The organism is Rhizobium sp. KNZ14-9A (assembly GCF_056755015.1).
Map to the genome: position 1 here is coordinate 1,942,476 of NZ_JBPGXB010000004.1, position 16,013 is coordinate 1,958,488.

At 60.4% G+C, this 16,013-nt stretch carries 12 protein-coding genes; 8 read left to right on the plus strand and 4 right to left on the minus strand.

The annotated features are described in order from the left end of the window. Positions 1–21 precede the first annotated feature (21 nt). Positions 22–2,349, minus strand: a complete 2,328-nt coding sequence (locus ACR9ZQ_RS39240) for a putative bifunctional diguanylate cyclase/phosphodiesterase (RefSeq protein WP_481430608.1) — start codon at positions 2,347–2,349, stop codon at positions 22–24. Positions 2,350–2,528: 179 nt separating this feature from the next. Between ACR9ZQ_RS39240 and ACR9ZQ_RS39245 the strand changes: the two genes are divergently transcribed. Continuing rightward, positions 2,529–3,335: a transporter substrate-binding domain-containing protein gene (locus ACR9ZQ_RS39245; RefSeq protein WP_481430609.1), complete on the plus strand. Its 807-nt coding sequence runs from the start codon at positions 2,529–2,531 to the stop codon at positions 3,333–3,335. Positions 3,336–3,374: 39 nt separating this feature from the next. Here ACR9ZQ_RS39245 and ACR9ZQ_RS39250 read toward each other — a convergent pair whose 3' ends face one another. Continuing rightward, a complete protein-coding gene (locus tag ACR9ZQ_RS39250) occupies positions 3,375–4,418 on the minus strand; it encodes an AraC family transcriptional regulator (protein WP_481430610.1) in 1,044 nt (347 codons plus the stop codon). A gap of 118 nt (positions 4,419–4,536) precedes the next feature. On the opposite strand from ACR9ZQ_RS39250, the gene ACR9ZQ_RS39255 reads away from it, so the two are divergent. From ACR9ZQ_RS39255 to ACR9ZQ_RS39265, 3 genes are all read left to right on the plus strand, one after another. Then, positions 4,537–5,976 (plus strand): APC family permease, encoded by a 1,440-nt coding sequence (locus ACR9ZQ_RS39255; RefSeq protein ID WP_481430611.1) that lies wholly within the window; start codon positions 4,537–4,539, stop codon positions 5,974–5,976. Beyond that, on the plus strand, positions 5,973–6,140 hold the full coding sequence (locus tag ACR9ZQ_RS39260) for a hypothetical protein (RefSeq protein ID WP_310380287.1): 168 nt from the start codon (positions 5,973–5,975) through the stop codon (positions 6,138–6,140). Before ACR9ZQ_RS39255 ends, ACR9ZQ_RS39260 begins: the two co-directional genes overlap by 4 nt. Before the next feature lie 67 nt (positions 6,141–6,207). Continuing rightward, positions 6,208–8,205 (plus strand): primary-amine oxidase, encoded by a 1,998-nt coding sequence (locus tag ACR9ZQ_RS39265; RefSeq protein ID WP_310380289.1) that lies wholly within the window; start codon positions 6,208–6,210, stop codon positions 8,203–8,205. Positions 8,206–8,265: 60 nt separating this feature from the next. Here ACR9ZQ_RS39265 and ACR9ZQ_RS39270 read toward each other — a convergent pair whose 3' ends face one another. Next, positions 8,266–9,807, minus strand: a complete 1,542-nt coding sequence (locus ACR9ZQ_RS39270) for a cation:proton antiporter (protein WP_481431000.1) — start codon at positions 9,805–9,807, stop codon at positions 8,266–8,268. A gap of 104 nt (positions 9,808–9,911) precedes the next feature. On the opposite strand from ACR9ZQ_RS39270, the gene ACR9ZQ_RS39275 reads away from it, so the two are divergent. Beyond that, on the plus strand, positions 9,912–11,135 hold the full coding sequence (locus tag ACR9ZQ_RS39275; protein WP_481430612.1) for a flavin monoamine oxidase family protein: 1,224 nt from the start codon (positions 9,912–9,914) through the stop codon (positions 11,133–11,135). 92 nt (positions 11,136–11,227) lie between these two features. Here the strand turns inward: ACR9ZQ_RS39275 and ftsZ are convergent, their stop codons facing one another. After that, positions 11,228–12,250: a cell division protein FtsZ gene (gene ftsZ, locus ACR9ZQ_RS39280; protein ID WP_310380292.1), complete on the minus strand. Its 1,023-nt coding sequence runs from the start codon at positions 12,248–12,250 to the stop codon at positions 11,228–11,230. Between the two features lie 243 nt (positions 12,251–12,493). Here ftsZ and ACR9ZQ_RS39285 point away from each other — a divergent pair, with 243 nt between their 5' ends. The 3 genes from ACR9ZQ_RS39285 to ACR9ZQ_RS39295 all read left to right on the plus strand — a co-directional run bounded on the left by ACR9ZQ_RS39285 (position 12,494) and on the right by ACR9ZQ_RS39295 (position 16,013). Then, positions 12,494–13,267 (plus strand): DeoR/GlpR family DNA-binding transcription regulator, encoded by a 774-nt coding sequence (locus ACR9ZQ_RS39285; RefSeq protein WP_310380293.1) that lies wholly within the window; start codon positions 12,494–12,496, stop codon positions 13,265–13,267. A gap of 112 nt (positions 13,268–13,379) precedes the next feature. After that, complete coding sequence (gene glpD / locus ACR9ZQ_RS39290) at positions 13,380–14,894, plus strand: glycerol-3-phosphate dehydrogenase (RefSeq protein WP_481430613.1); 1,515 nt, start codon at positions 13,380–13,382, stop codon at positions 14,892–14,894. Positions 14,895–14,936: 42 nt separating this feature from the next. Then, positions 14,937–16,013 (plus strand): ABC transporter ATP-binding protein, encoded by a 1,077-nt coding sequence (locus tag ACR9ZQ_RS39295; RefSeq protein WP_310380297.1) that lies wholly within the window; start codon positions 14,937–14,939, stop codon positions 16,011–16,013.

Below are 16,013 nucleotides of genomic sequence, written 5' to 3' on the forward strand. Positions count from 1 at the left end.
GCGGCCCGTCGAAATGGACGATCAGCCGCGCGGGGACGATGCGACAACCGACTGCGGCCGCGCGGCTTCGGCAGATGGCAATGACGACAGGAAATCAGCCGGAGGCAAGGGGCGGGAGAACAGGAAGCCCTGCAAGTCGTTGCAGCCGGCAGCAACGAGAAAATCTCTCTGCCCCCTCGTCTCGACGCCTTCCGCCGTTGTCGCTTTTCCAAGCGTGCGGCTCAAGCCCAGGATCGCCGAAACGATGGCGGCGCCCTCGGCCTGTGTTCCGAGCAACCGCACGAAGGACCGGTCGATCTTGATGCGGTCGATATTGAACTGAATGAGGTGACTGAGCGAAGAAAAGCCGGTGCCGAAATCGTCGAGCGCAATCCGGATCCCGTGGGACCGAAGCCTGCCGAGTGTCCCTTGCGCGGTCTCGTCGATGTTGAAGAGGGCTGCTTCCGTCAGTTCCAGCTCGAGGCGCGATGGCGGCAGGCCGGTTTCCGCCAGGATCGACAGCACGTGGCCGTCGAAGTCCCGGTGACGGATTTGCGAGGGCGAGACGTTGACGGCGACCGACATGTCGGCTGGCCAGCCTGCGGCTGCCTTGGCTGCATTCCTCAACACCCACTCGCCCAACTGGTCGATCATGCCGGCTTCCTCGGCGATCGGGATGAATTTGTCCGGCGACAGCAGCCCAAGGGTGGGGTGGCGCCACCGCACGAGGGCCTCTGCACCCGAAAGTTCTTCATGCGCGTCAGCACGATGCACGCCCTGAAAGAAGACCTCCAGATGGCCCGGATCACCTGAATGCGCATTCTCGACGCTATCGGGGATATACGTACGACCGTCCAGCACGAGGCGAAGATCGTTCTTGAGGTTTTCCCGTGCCTCGACCCGGTGATCCAGCGAAGGATCATATTCGATCAGGCGGCCGCGCCCGTTGGTCTTGGCTTCATAAAGGGCGACGTCCGCACGCCGCAAAATCTCGCTGGTTGCCTCAGCCGCGTCATGAAAGGCCGCGATGCCGATCGAGCATCCGATGCGGACGACGACGTCACCGCCACGAAGCTGGAACGGCTTGCTCAGGGCCTCGATAATGGCGTTGAAGAGGAGGATGTAACTATCGTCGCCCTCCCTGACAGCAGGAAGAAGCAGGGCGAATTCATCGCCGCCGAGCCTTGCAAGCGTGTCGCCTGGTTCGATCAGAGCATTCATCCTGTCGACGGCGCCGCGCAGCAGCTCGTCACCGGCGGCATGCCCATGGATGTCGTTCACTTCCTTGAATTTGTCGAGGTCGACAAGGGCAAGGACAGCGAGCTCGCCGGGCGATTTCATGGCCGCAAGGCATTGCTCGAAACGGGCTGCAAACAGCGCCCGGTTCGGCAGGCCCGTCAATACGTCATGCAGTGAAAGATGCCGTGCATGATGTTCGCTCGCGCTGAGTTCTCTGAGGCTGCCGCGCAAACGGCCCATCAGGGCGAAGAAGAGGCCGGCGATGATAAGGCCGGCCACGGAGAGCACCGGAACAAGCCGGCCGATGACGCGTGAGCCCGGCAGATCCGGCCTCCAGATGATGAAGCCGATCGGGTCGCCAGATGCCGTTGCCTCGATTTCGAACGCAACTTCATTCTGTTCCTGGTCCGCGGTGCGGGCATAACGAGCGCCGGCCAAACCCTGTTCGCGGCTTAGCGTATCGAGCGTGACACCGTCGAGGAAGCGGAACGCCACGAGGTAGAGCCTGTTTCCGTCATGTCCTTCCTGCGGATCCACTTTCGAAGAACCCGTGACCGAAACGACGCCGGCGACCGAAGGGCGGCCCTCAAGCCGCATCAGCTCCACCCGGCTGGGTTCCGGATCGGAACTCGGCCCCTGCGGCGCACCGTGGTTCCTTGCTTCCAGATCCTGGATCATCGGCTGAAGCAGCGGTCGCACCCATTTGAAGCGGCGTTTCGTTTCGGGATCGGACTGTAGCGCAAGCTCACCTGCCGGGGTCACGAGGAATGCCGCATTGTAGCCGAATACCGTTGTCGCGATCTTGCCGAATGTCGAGGCCGATGTCGTGCCTGCGCGCTCGCTCTTGCCGCCGGTCGGCGCCGAATCCGCCACCAGCAGCGAAGCATAGCCTGCGCCCATCAGCTGGATGTCCTGCGATACGCGCTTGACCTGATCCAGGAGGCGGCTGTTGACGAGTTGGCGCTGCCGATCGAGGGCGGCTGCGTCGCTTTCCCTACCGGCCCAGATAGCAGCCAGGAACACCAGGCCAAGAATTGCCAGGCCGCTGATGGCAAGCAGCACCAGTATCGACCCGGACGATGTCCAGGTCGCTCTGTGAGCGAATAATCTTAAAGACGGATCAGCAGGCACGCAGTCTTCTCCCGAGCGCCCTGATACTGACCGCGATTGTTTACAAAATGCTTTTCAAGCAGCATCAAAATTGATGGCCCAAAATGATGAGCTTTTTAATCGTTTTGTGATTGGCTGCTCATTGCGCAACGCTTGCCGATGCAAGGTTGGCGATCGAGCTCTACATCAAGGTGATTGATATGTTGCGATTAGGATCTCTCTATCGTTCGAAGTTCTTCGCATTTGCCTGTGCGGCCGTTGTTGCGGTCAGTATTTTTGAGCCCGCTATTGTCCGGGCTGCCGAAAACGACAACATCCGCATAGCCGTCGAGGGTGCATTTCCGCCGTTCAACTATGTCGATTCCAATAATCAGCTTCAGGGATTCGACGTGGATATCGCCAAGGCCCTTTGCGAGACCGCGAAATTGAAGTGCGAATTTGTCATCCAGGAATGGACGGCGATGATCCCGAACCTGCTCGACAACAAATATGACGCGATCATCTCGTCAATGTCGATGAGCGCGGAGCGGCGAGAAAAGGTTGCCTTCACCGAGAAGTATTATGACAGCCCGACGGTCTTCATCGCGCGCAAAAACGACGAGATTGCCGGCACGTCAGCCGATGATCTGAAGAAACTGCGGCTCGGCGTGACCGCAGCAACTTCCCAGGAATCCTACGCAAAGAAATTCTACAGCGGCGTCGAAACGACCGTATTCCAGGCATCGCCGGATCTCTACAAGGGCCTTGCCGACGGCAAGGTCGATATCATCCTGGAAGACAAGCTCGCCGTCTACGACTGGCTCGCAAACACCAAGGCGGGCGGTTGCTGCGAATTCAAGGGCGAGGATATCAAGAACACCGAATATTTCGGTGACGGAGCCGGCATCGCCGTGCGCCCGACCGACAAGCCTTTGCTGGACAAGCTCAATGCTGCGCTTGCAGAGATCGAGGCTAACGACATCTACGACACGATCAACGCAAAATATTTCCCGTTCAGCATCCGTTGAGGGCGCCGGGCCGAATTCCCTTGATTGTTGCGGCTGGTCCTATGGATCCGCCGCAGCATTGTTTGCCGCCTGCGGCATGCGTTCCCAATGTTTGCGGGCGCGCCACAGCACCGTTTCGTCCGCGTAACCCAGGACTTGCGCAAGCTCTTTCATTCTGACCGCGCCGTTCTGTCTCTGCAGTGTAAGGATACTTTGGCGGTATTGCCGCATCAGATCCCTCAACGATGTCCCCTGCTCGGAGAGCCGCCGTTGCAAGGTTCGCGGCGAAAGGCTGAGCTCCTGCGAAAGCCCGACGAGCGTGATGGGTTTGTGTCCGAGATAGATCCCGATCAATGATCGCACATGATCGACGGTCGAGTCCGACTGCAACAACTTGCCGCTCAGATCCGCGATATGGCGCTCCAGGACCGCCGCCAGATCGGGCTGCTCCTGCCGGTAGACACGGCGGGCGTCTTCTGCCGAAACCACGATGCGATTGGCAGACTCGCCGAATTTTAAGGGCGCCCGGAAAATCCGCTGCAAGGTCGTCGGATCGCGAGGCGCCCGATGTTCAAAATGGACTTCGACGGGTCTCCATCCGCGTGCGAAGCAGGCACGGACGAGCTGGCAGGACGCGGCCAGCGTGAACTCGCTGTCCTGCCGTCTCGGCCAGAGCCTGGGATCGTCGAGGCGGTAGCTCCAGACCAGATTGCCGTCTTCCTGAAAGACACCGGAATTGGTGCCGCTCTGGACAGTGTTCACATATTTGGCCAATCGTTCGAAGCCGGTACGGATCGTGCTCGATATCGAAAACAGCACGCCGATCGGGCCGATATCGCTCGGCTTGAACAGGGTTCCAAGCAATGCGCCGATCGTCGGATCTCCGACGATCGATGCCGCATCTTCGAAAATCGCCACATATCGGTTCATGGGGATCATGGCATAGGGATCGTCAAGCTGGCTGCGCAGAAGACCATGAAGGGCAAGCAATACATCTGCCTTGCCGGATTTCCGGTCGATTTGTTCGATGAGCGGCAGCAGTACAGACGCACGAATTGAAGCAAATATCTGCGCGGACGTGCCGGTTTGCTGGGCAGATGACATGTTTTTGTTCCCCGCCGCCAGTGATGGCGCAAATTATCGATTCATTGGCATGAACTGCAATTTTGAGGCCAATCGGTCGTGGCTACCGTGTTGATGAAAATCAAAAACAGGGGTTCTCATGACAACGCACACCACTTTGGGAAATCCTCCCGATCGCCTCGCGAAAAATTCCGTCGGCCTTGCCCATATCGTCTTCTTCGTCGTGGCGGCAGCAGCGCCGCTCACAGCCGTTGTCGGCGCGACGCCCGCAGCTTTCGCTTTCGGCAATGGACCCGGTGTCCCGGGTGCCTTCGTCCTGGCAGGGATCCTGTATCTCATCTTCTCGGTCGGCTTCACGGCGATGAGCCGGCATGTCGGCGGGACGGGCGCCTTCTACACCTACATCACCCAGGGCATCGGCAAGCCGGCCGGTGTTGGTGGTGCGCTGATGGCGCTTCTGACCTATTCGTCGGTACAGATCGCCATCTACGGGTTGTTCGGCGTCTTCATGAGCGGCGCCGTGGCATCGATCGTGACGCTTCCGTGGTGGGCTTGGTCCTTTGCCGCACTGGTGGCCGTCCATCTTTGCGGCCAGCGAAACATTGCCTTTTCAGGCACGATCCTTGGCATCTGCATGCTGGCTGAGGTCGCTATCCTTCTGCTTCTCGATATCGGCATTGTGCTGACCGGCGGTGGGCCGGAAGGTTTCAGCCTCTCCTCCTTCAGCCCGGCCACGGTATTTTCGCCGGGTCTCGGCGTCGCGCTCGTCTTTGTGGTCGGCTCCTTCATCGGTTTCGAGGCTACTGCCATCTTCGGAGAAGAGGCGGAAAACCCGGAAAAAACAATCCCGCGCGCAACCTATGCCGCCGTTTTGCTGATCACCGTCTTCTACGCTCTGTCGACCTGGGCCATCGTGCAGTTCTATGGCCCTTCAAAGGTGCAGGCGACTGCCGGCAGCGGCTTGGAAACCTTCTATTTCGTCGCTTCCGACGCCGTCCTCGGACGATGGTCGTCGCAGGTCATGAATATCCTGCTGATCACCAGCCTCTTTGCCTGCATCCTGTCCTTCCACAACACGCTGAACCGGTATTTCTACGCGCTTGGACGCGAAGGGCTCGCCGTCAGGGCTCTGGGCAAGGTCCATCCGGTCCATGGTTCGCCCCACATCGCGGGTGCCATGCAGAGCGCCATTGCCGCCCTCGCCCTTGTCTGCTTCATCGCAGCTGGCGCCGATCCCTATACGGTCGTCTTTTCCTGGATGTCTGCTCTGGCCGTCCTCGGGATCCTGGCCGTCCAGGCCCTCGTCTGCGTTGCCATCGTTCTCTTCTTCCGGGGATTGCCGCATCGCTACAGTCTATGGACCACGACGGTGGCACCGGTCCTGGCGCTGCTCGGTATCCTCGGCTCGATCGTCCTCGTTATCGTCAACCTGCCGCTCCTGTCGGGATCGGAAAGCGTGATTGTGAAATCCTTCCCGCTGCTGGTGGTGCTGACCGGCCTGATTGGGGCTGCCTTTGCAGTGCGCATCAGGACCGTGAAGCCCGAACTCTATGCTTCGCTTGGGAAGGCCTTCGAATGACGAGACTTCAACCTTTGACCCTCGTCGACCGGATGTCGCTGATGACCTTGATGGCTTTGACCATCGCCACAATCCTGATGGCGGCAGAAGCACACGCATTTTGCTCTGTCTTCTGCATCCATGGTGATCGCATGCCCGAAATGGACATCTGCTCCGGCCGCTGACGGCTGAGCCCTGCAGTGTGCAGCCAGATGCGCACTGCCACCACCCAAAGCACATGAAGGACTGACAATGGACGCCATTGTAGAAACGCTCGCCTATCCGCTCGACCCGTTGAGCCTGACCGAGATCTCGGAAGCCGTCGCAATTCTGAAGGACGAAAAGCAACTGCCGCAATCGATCCGCTTCCCGATCATTCGCCTAGAGGAGCCGACCAAATCCGACATGGCAATGCATCGCGACGGAAGGAAGCTTCCCCGGCTGGCATTTGTCCTGTCGCTGGATTCCAGCTCGGGCGAAGTCCATGAATCGATCGTCGACCTGTCGAAAAAAACTGTCGTCGAGCACAAGAGGCTGCCGCTTGAATCAGCGCCCTACGGACAGCCACCCGTCATGCTTTGCGAGTTCGAGACCGTCGAGGCGACAGTCAAATCGGACCCCCGCTGGATTGCCGCGGTCAAGAAGCGCGGTATCACCGAGGAAGATATTCCGCTCGTCCAGATCGACCCGTTTTCCTCGGGTTTTTTCGGACGCGAATTCGAGAAGGGCGCCCGCATCGTTCGCGCCGTCTCCTATTGGCGCGAAGATATCCGCGACAATGGCTACGCCCATCCGATCGAAGGGGTTGTTGCCGTTGTCGACCTCATCAGCAATCAGGTGGTCGATCTCGTCGACGACGAGACCGTCATTCCGGTGCCGAGGAGGAAGCGCAATTACGGACAGGAGTCCTTTCCCGATGTCCGTCAGGATGTAAAGCCGCTCAATATCGTGCAGCCGCAGGGACCGAGCTTCTCGGTCGATGGCTGGACAGTACAATGGCAGGACTGGTCGTTTCGTGTCGGTTTTACGCCTCGCGAAGGTCTCGTCCTGCATGAGCTCGGTATTAAAAATGGCGGCAAGCTTCGTCCCGTGATCTTCCGTGCCTCGGTGACCGAAATGGTCGTGCCTTATGCCGATCCGACCGCCAACCACTATTGGAAGAGCGCTTTCGACGCCGGAGAATATGGGCTGGGGCGGCTCGCCAACAGCCTTGAGCTCGGCTGCGATTGCCTTGGCCAGATACACTATTTCGATATCCCGTCGGCGGATGATTTCGGCCAGCCGGTGATGATGAAGAACGCCGTTTGCATGCATGAGGAGGATTTTGGGATCCTCTGGAAGCACTACGAGTTCAGAAACGGCATTTTTGAAGTGAGGAGATCGCGCCGTCTCGTCATCTCCTTCTTCGCGACGGTCGGCAATTATGACTATGGCTTCTACTGGTATCTCTACCAGGATGGCACCATCCAGCTCGAAGCAAAGCTGACTGGCATTATCCAGACCGCGGCTGTGGCGAGTGGCCAGAAATATGCCTGGGGTGGAATGGTCGACGACAATCTCGGCGGCCCGACCCACCAGCATTTCTTCAATGCCCGCCTGCACATGGATATCGATGGCGGCGGAAATACCGTCACCGAGCATGAGTTCCAGCCACGCCCATGGGGCGAGGACAATCCCTATGGCAATGTCTTCGATACGAAGACGAAAATATTGAAACGGGAGCTCGATAGTCCCGCCGTCGCCAACGGCGAGACCGGCAGGTATTGGAAGGTCCAGAACTCCAACGAGCAGAATTCCGTGGGCAATGCGCCCGGATATAAAATGGTCGTCATGCCAAGTCCCCTGATGCTCGCCCAGGAGGGGTCGACCGTTGCTCAGCGTGGCGGCTTTGCCAAGAAGCACATCTGGGTGACGGCTTTCGACGCGAAGGAAAAATATGCGTCCGGCGACTATCCGAATGTGCATGCAGGTGGGGACGGCCTGCCGAAATATGTCGAGAACAACCGGAATATCGAAAACGCCGATATCGTGCTCTGGCATTCTTTCGGGCATACGCATGTCTGCAAACCGGAGGATTTTCCGATCATGCCGGTCGAATATGCAGGCTTTACCCTGAAACCGAACGGTTTCTTCGACAGCAACATTGCCATGAACCTCCCCGCTGCCCGCAATGAGCATAGCCGTGACAACCACGGCTCGGCCGCTTCCGATCAGGGGGATGAAGCCAGCGGCAGTTGCTGCGGACATTGACGGGGATCGCATGCAGTATTGGGGCGACAGCAAAAGTCGCCCCTTATCTGCAGCCTACCCTTAGCTCTCGGTAATGCGCCGATCCTCGTCGGAGCCGACCGAGAGCTGTTTCCAGTCGAGATCTTCCTGCAGTTCGAGATATTGCGTCGGGCCGATCCTGTTCTTATCGCGCAGCTCTTCGAGGCGTTGGCGCTGGGCGATCACGGCGGCGATCGTCAGTTTGCGGCGGCGCACGAGCGGCGAGGTCTCGCCAAGGTCCGAGGGCACCGTCCAGTGATCCTTGCAGATCGTCCTGATGGCCTCAGCCTCGGCGCCACCTTCCTTCTCGAGCCGCTCAAATGCAGCTTCGGCAAGCGAGCGCCTTGCGGCTTCCAGTTCGTCGTGAACTTGCGCCTGCCGCCCGAGTTTCAGGAAATGGATCATCGGGGCGAGCGTCGCTCCCTGGATGACGAGCGTTGCCAGCACCACGGCAAAGGCTGTCAGCACGACGAGGTCACGTTCCGGAAAGTCGGCGGGCAGGGCAAAGGCGGTGGCGAGCGTGACCAGGCCGCGCATGCCGGACCAGCCGACCAGAAAGGTCTCCCCGTGCCTGAAGGGCGCCAGCAGATTGCCGCGCCGGTGGCGCGAAATGACGATCGCATGCAGCAGGAAGGCCATCGTCAGTCGCGCCAGGATGACGCCGACCACGACGATAGCGGCAAAGCCGAGCGACCGCTCGAGGGCCTCGGCCGACATGGATTCGACAATGCTACGCGCCTGAAGCCCCATCAGCAGGAAGGCGACCACGTTCAGCAGGAAGACGACGGTCGTCCACACGGCAAAGGAATGCACCCGCATGCGTGGGGAATCGTCGACCGTCGAAAGCGTGGCGATCGTCATGGCGCTCGCAACCGTCGCAAGCACCGCCGAAAGATGCAGATGCTCGGCAATCAGCCAGGTCGAAAAGGCATAGACGAACTGCAACAGCGTGCCGCCGACCGTATTTTCGGTAATCGGTCGGAGCCGCGAAACGAAAAAGCCGAAGGCGATGCCGAGGAGAATGCCGCCGGGTGCCGCAAAGCCAATCTGGAGCGCTGTCGCTCCGTCGAGCCCGCCGCGTGCCTGGACCGTCAATGCTGCTCCAAACAGCAACAGCGCCGTTGCGTCGTTAAACAGGCTTTCGCCCTTGAGCAGCGCATCCACACGCCGATCCACCGGCAGATTGGAAAGCACGGCGGTCGCTGCCGCAGCATCGGGCGGAGCAACGATGGCGCCGAGCGTCACGGCAACCGCAATCGGCAACCCGACCGTCAGCATGCTGATCGACACCACCACGCCTGTCGTCACCAGAACGGCAATGACGGCATAGAAGATCAGCGGCAGCAGCATGCGCCGCGCAGCCCCCATCGGGAAATCATAGGCGGAATCGACGAGCACCGGTGCGATGAACAGGGCAAGCGCCGTCGGCGGGTCGATCGGGATGACAGGCGCACCGGGCAGCATCGCCACGCCGACGCCAGCAGCGGCCAGAATGCCGGGATAGGGCAGATGCATGCGCCTGGTGATCTGCAGGAGCAGGATGGCGACGGCCAGCAGGGCAACGAGAGTTTCGAAGAAGGTCATGACGGCATAGTAGCAGGCTTTCGGGCGCATTGAAGCGGGTGCGGCTCCCATGTAAAGCTTAAGCCTATCAAGGTGATGACGAAACGCGGGGCGAAGCGGTGACGATGGACTACGATGTGGCTGTTATCGGCGCCGGCGCAGCAGGCATTGCTGCGGGACGAAGGCTGACCGATGCCGGACGCTCGGTCGTCATCCTCGAAGCCAGCAACCGTGTCGGCGGTCGGGCCTGGACGGTCGAACTTTCCGGCATGCCGCTCGATATGGGCTGTGGCTGGCTGCATTCGGCCGAGCGCAATCCCCTTGTCGCGATCGGCCGCGAGGCAGGCTTTACGATCGAGCGCGGGCCGACGGCCTGGCAGAACCAATGGCGTGATCTCGGTTTCTCGCCGGAAGAACGTGCGGCTGCTGCCGCTGCCTGGGAGGCGCTTGAAAAGCGGCTGCGGGGCAATCCCCCGGCAAGCGACAGGGCCTCGGATGCGCTGGAGCCGGATGGTGAGTGGAATGCCTATTGCCAGTCGCTCAGCGGCTATCTGAACGGCGCGCCGCTGGAGCGGCTGTCGGTTGCCGACTTCCTTGCCTATGACAACGCCGCAACCGATGCCAACTGGCGCGTGCACGAAGGCTATGGAAATCTGATCGCTGCTGCCATTCCAGACGTGACCCTGCGCCTCTCGACGCCGGTCCGCCGTGTCGCGCTAACCGGTGAGGGTGTCCGGGTTGAAACCGATCGCGGCGCGGTCACGGCAGGTGCGGCAATCGTCACGGTCTCGACCAATGTTCTCGCCCGCGGCATGATCGCCTTTGACCCTGAGGCCGATGATCACCTGCACGCCGCAGCGCAACTGCCGCTCGGCCTTGCTGACAAGCTTTTCATGGGGCTTCACGGCAATCATGGCCTCGAGCCGGAAACGCATCTGCTCGGCGATGCCAGGAACGACGAGACCGGCAGCTATTATATCCGGCCGCTCGGACGTCCGGTTGTCGAAGGTTTCTTCGGCGGTAAGGGCGCCGTCGTCATCGAACAGGCCGGCTTGCTCGACGCCTTCGCCTTCGCCCTCGACCAGCTGTCATCGCTCTTGGGGAACAACATCCGCCGCCACCTGCGTCCGCTCGCAGCCTCGTCCTGGTGCCACACGGATTGGGTTCGCGGCTCCTACAGCCATGCGCTGCCCGGCCATGCCGGTGCGCGCACCATCCTGGCGCGTCCGGTCGGCGACCGACTGTTCTTCGCCGGTGAGGCGACGCATCAATCGGACTTCTCGACAGCGCATGGCGCCTGGGAAAGCGGGTTGCGGGCCGCCGACGAGGTGATTGGCAGCATCAGTTAAGAGCTGCGATAAAAAAACCGGGCGGTTTTTCGCCGCCCAGCTTTCGGATGATGATGCTTTCACAGGCAATGCAATAAGGCGATCCTGTCGCCTTATTGCAACGTGCGGCCCTGGAGCTGCCCGGCGGCGAAGTCCGGCACGGCAGCGGTCGCTCCAGCGCCTTCAAGTCCGGTCGCGACGACCGAGACGCGGAACCTGCCGTCGAGGCTGCGGTCGAAGATTGCGCCGACGACGATTTCGGCGTCGTCCTGCACTTCATCGCGAATGCGGCTTGCGGCCTCGTCGACCTCGAAGAGGGTCATGTCGGAACCGCCGGAAATCGAGATCAGCACGCCCTTGGCACCTCTCATCGAGATATCGTCGAGCAGCGGGTTGGCGATGGCAGCTTCTGCTGCCTTCATCGCGCGTGCCTCGCCCTCAGCCTCGCCCGTGCCCATCATCGCCCGGCCCATGCCGCGCATGACGGACTTCACATCGGCGAAGTCGAGATTGATCAGGCCTTCCTTGACGATGAGATCGGTGATGCAGCCAACACCAGCATAAAGCACACGGTCCGCCGTCATAAAGGCATCGGCGAAGGTGGTCTTCGCGTCCGCAATGCGGAACAGGTTCTGGTTGGGAATGACGATGACGGTATCGGCCGCCTGACGCAGCGCTTCGATGCCGGCTTCCGCCATCTTCATGCGGCGATTGCCCTCGAAGGTGAAGGGCTTGGTGACGACACCGACCGTCAGTATGCCGGCCGAACGTGCCGCATGTGCAATGACGGGGGCTGCACCCGTGCCCGTGCCGCCGCCCATGCCGGCGGTGACGAAACACATATGCGAGCCGCTCAGGTGATCCATGATCTCGTCGAGCGATTCCTCGGCAGCAGCGCGACCGACTTCCGGCAAGGAGCCGGCGCCGAGGCCTTCCGTGACATGGGCGCCGAGCTGGATGCGGCGCGTCGCCTTAGAGGTTGCAAGCACCTGGGCGTCCGTATTTGCAGCGATGAAATCAACGCCCGCCAGTTTTTCGGCGATCATGTTGTTGATCGCGTTTCCGCCACCGCCGCCGACGCCAATCACCGTGATCTGCGGCCGTAGTCCCGTAATGCCGCTCTTGGCGTCTGTCATCGAACTCTCCTTTTGTCCCTCGTGCATGCTCCGCCCCGTCGCGGATAGCGAATCGCATAATACGTTAAGCGCGCAACAAGGCAGAGGCGGGGCGAGCTTTGCAATATCCAAAGGGATTTCAGCACTCGTTCATGTTCGAAAAGACCGCACGGTGAGATTGATCCGGAAGATCGCACCAGCAGCGATTGCTTTGCCTCGAGGCGAAGTTTGGCTAAAGATGAAAGCGAAACGAAGGGAGGGCGCATGTTTCTGTCGGATCGTCAGGAGAAGATCATCGCGCTTGCGAGGTCGTCGGGCCGGGTACTGGTTGATGATCTGGCGGCGCAGTTTGCCGTGACACCGCAGACGATCCGCAAGGATCTGAACGATCTTTGCGATGCGCAGCTTCTGACACGCATTCATGGCGGCGCAACCTTCCCGCGTGGGACGGAGAATGTCCGCTATGATGCGCGGCGCCAGATTGCCGCAACGGAAAAACAGGCGATCGGTGTTGCTGCCGCTGATCTCATTCCCAATAACAGCTCGCTCTTCATCAATATAGGCACCACGACGGAAGCTGTCGGAGAGGCGCTCTCCGATCATCACGAATTGATGGTGATCACCAATAATATCAATGTCGCCAATAGATTACGGCTGATCGACAATATCGAGGTGGTTATCGCCGGCGGTGTGGTACGCCAATCCGACGGTGGCATTGTCGGGGAAGCAGCCGTCGATTTCATCAGGCAGTTCAAGGTCGATTATGCCGTGATCGGCGCTTCGGCGATCGATCCGGATGGTGCTTTGCTCGATTACGATTTCCGTGAGGTGAAGGTGGCCCAGGCCATCATCGCCAATGCCAGACACGTCATTCTGGTAGCGGATTCGACCAAGTTCGAGCGCACTGCCCCCGTCCGAATCGGCCAGATTTCGCAGGTCCATACCTTCATCACCGACCAATGCGATTCGCCTTCTATCCGCAATATCTGTCAGCAGAGCGGTGTTGTGCTGGTCGAAACAGCGAAAGCTAATCGCTGATTTTAGCCGTGAATAACATTCGTTTGACATTCGAAAAATTTTCGGTTTAATCATCCTCACTTTCGCAATGGTGGGGGAACCGTTGCGCTGTCCTGGCTCAAAGAGGGGGAGCATGAGCCGTATCAACGATATTTTCGTCATTGGCGGCGGGATCAACGGCTGCGGCATTGCGCGCGATGCGGTTGGCCGTGGTTATACGGTAGCCCTTGCCGAGATGAATGATTTCGCCTCCGGCACCTCGTCGGGTGCCACCAAGCTCATCCATGGCGGATTGCGCTATCTCGAACATTACGAGTTCCGCCTGGTGCGGGAATCCTTGATGGAGCGCGAGATCTTATGGGCCATGGCCCCGCACATCATCTGGCCGCTGCGCTTCGTGCTGCCCTATCACAAGGGCGGCATCCGCCCGGCCTGGATGATCCGCCTTGGCCTGTTCCTCTACGACCACTTGGGCGGCCGCAAGCTCCTGCCGCCGACGGCGGTCTTGAACATGCGCACCGATCCGGCGGCAAAGCCGCTGAAGGCGCTGTTTTCCAAAGCCTTCGAATATTCCGACGGCTGGGTCGACGATGCCCGCATGGTGGTGCTGAATGCCCGGGATGCCGCCGACAAGGGCGCACTGATCATGCCGCGCACCAGGGTGGTGTCCGCAAGACAGGAGAATGGCGTCTGGACGATCGAGACGATCAATACCGTCACCGGCAAGAGTGAGCGCCATCAGGCCCGCATGCTCATCAATGCCGCCGGTCCCTGGGTCGACCATGTCATCCGTTCCGCCTTCGGCCAGAACGAGGCCCGCCATGTGCGCCTCGTCCAGGGCAGCCACATCATCGTCAGGAAGAAGTTCGAGGGGCCACGCGCCTATTTCTTCCAGAACCCCGACAACCGCATCATCTTCGCTATCCCTTATGAGACCGACTTCACCCTGATCGGCACCACCGATCGCGACTACACCGCCGATCCGAAGGATGTGAAGATTTCCGAGGAGGAGACGCTCTATCTCTGCAATGCGGCGTCGGAATATTTCAAGGAGCCGGTCAAGCCCGACGATATCGTCTGGACCTATTCGGCGGTGCGCCCACTTTTCGACGACGGCGCCTCGAAGGCACAGGAAGCGACGCGTGACTATGTCTTGAAGGTCGAGGGCAAGCAGGGCGAGGCACCGCTTCTCAATGTTTTCGGCGGCAAGCTCACCACCTATCGGCGGCTGTCGGAACATGCGCTCGAAAAGATCGGCGAGGCGATCGGCGTCAAGGGCAGGCCGTGGACGGCGGGCAGCCATCTGCCGGGCGGCGACTTTCCGGTGCAGGGCTATGAGGGCGAAGTCGGCAAGCTCAAGAGCCGCTTTCCGTTCCTGGTCGAGCCGCATGCCCGCCGGCTTGTCCGCCGCTACGGAACCAAAGCCGCCACGCTTCTCGGCAATGCCCAGAAGACAGACGATCTCGGCAGGCTGTTCGGGTCCGATCTCTACGAGGCAGAGGTTCGCTACCTGATCGAACATGAATGGGCCAGGCACGCGGAAGACGTGCTCTGGCGAAGAACAAAGGATGGCCTGCGTCTTTCGAAGGAGCAGGTGAGATCACTGGAGGAGTACATGGCTGCCATACCGGCACAGATGGCCGGATAAGGTGGCGTGTGGTCCCCGTTGCGAGGAGGCACGGGAATCGGAATGCTGGAGCTGCGAAACGCCGCCAAGATGGTGGGCGCGGACTATCATATCTATCCGACCGATCTGGTTCTCGAGCGGGGCACGCTGAACGTCCTGCTGGGGCCGACCTTGTCGGGCAAGACGTCGCTGATGCGGCTGATGGCGGGGCTTGATCGGCCGACCGAAGGCTCCGTGCATTTCGACGGCGCCGATGTCACCGGCATGCCGGTGCAGAAGCGCAATGTCGCCATGGTCTACCAGCAGTTCATCAACTATCCGGGGCTTACCGTCTATGAGAACATCGCCTCGCCGATGCGCATTTCCGGCAAGGATGGCGCCACGATCGACCGCGACGTGCGCAAGGCAGCCGAGCTCCTGAAATTGACACCCTATCTCGATCGCACGCCGCTCAATCTCTCAGGCGGCCAGCAGCAGCGCACCGCGCTCGCTCGCGCCCTCGTCAAGAATGCCAGCCTCGTGCTGATGGATGAGCCGCTCGCCAATCTCGACTATAAACTGCGCGAGGAATTGCGCGAGGAACTGCCGAAGATCTTCGCCCAGTCGGGGGCGATCTTCGTTTACGCCACCACCGAACCATCAGAAGCGCTGTTGCTCGGCGGCAATACGGCGACGCTGAACGCCGGCCGGGTCACGCAGTTCGGGCCGACGATCGATGTCTATCGGCGACCGGTCGATCTCGCCACCGCCGGCATCTTCGCCGATCCGCCGCTGAACGCCATCGAGGTCACTAAATCAGGTCCTATCTTTGTGCGCCCGGGTGGGGGTACGCTTCCGGTTCCGGCCCATCTTTCCACCGTGTCCGATGGACCCGTGACGATCGCCTTCCATCCGCACCATCTCGGGCTTGCGCCGCAAACCGGCGATGCGGCTCGCCTCAAGGCGCGCACGCTGGTTTCGGAAATCACCGGCTCGGAGAGCTTCGTTCATCTGGACTATGACGGCGTGCGCTGGGTGATGCTGGCACACGGCATTCACGACATCGATCCGGACATGGAGATCGAAGCCTATCTCGACACGCGCCACTTGATGGCATTCGGCGCCGATGGGCAGGCCATCGCTACGGTTGGAAAGGTTTAG

Bases quoted from the DNA above. Each gene is read 5' to 3' on its own strand.
- ACR9ZQ_RS39245 (WP_481430609.1), top strand. From the start codon at position 2,529: ATGTTGCGATTAGGATCTCTCTATCGTTCGAAGTTCTTCGCATTTGCC.
- ACR9ZQ_RS39250 (WP_481430610.1), bottom strand. From the start codon at position 4,418: ATGTCATCTGCCCAGCAAACCGGCACGTCCGCGCAGATATTTGCTTCA.
- ACR9ZQ_RS39255 (WP_481430611.1), top strand. From the start codon at position 4,537: ATGACAACGCACACCACTTTGGGAAATCCTCCCGATCGCCTCGCGAAA.
- ACR9ZQ_RS39260 (WP_310380287.1), top strand. From the start codon at position 5,973: ATGACGAGACTTCAACCTTTGACCCTCGTCGACCGGATGTCGCTGATG.
- ACR9ZQ_RS39265 (WP_310380289.1), top strand. From the start codon at position 6,208: ATGGACGCCATTGTAGAAACGCTCGCCTATCCGCTCGACCCGTTGAGC.
- ACR9ZQ_RS39270 (WP_481431000.1), bottom strand. From the start codon at position 9,807: ATGACCTTCTTCGAAACTCTCGTTGCCCTGCTGGCCGTCGCCATCCTG.
- ACR9ZQ_RS39275 (WP_481430612.1), top strand. From the start codon at position 9,912: ATGGACTACGATGTGGCTGTTATCGGCGCCGGCGCAGCAGGCATTGCT.
- ftsZ (WP_310380292.1), bottom strand. From the start codon at position 12,250: ATGACAGACGCCAAGAGCGGCATTACGGGACTACGGCCGCAGATCACG.
- ACR9ZQ_RS39285 (WP_310380293.1), top strand. From the start codon at position 12,494: ATGTTTCTGTCGGATCGTCAGGAGAAGATCATCGCGCTTGCGAGGTCG.
- glpD (WP_481430613.1), top strand. From the start codon at position 13,380: ATGAGCCGTATCAACGATATTTTCGTCATTGGCGGCGGGATCAACGGC.
- ACR9ZQ_RS39295 (WP_310380297.1), top strand. From the start codon at position 14,937: ATGCTGGAGCTGCGAAACGCCGCCAAGATGGTGGGCGCGGACTATCAT.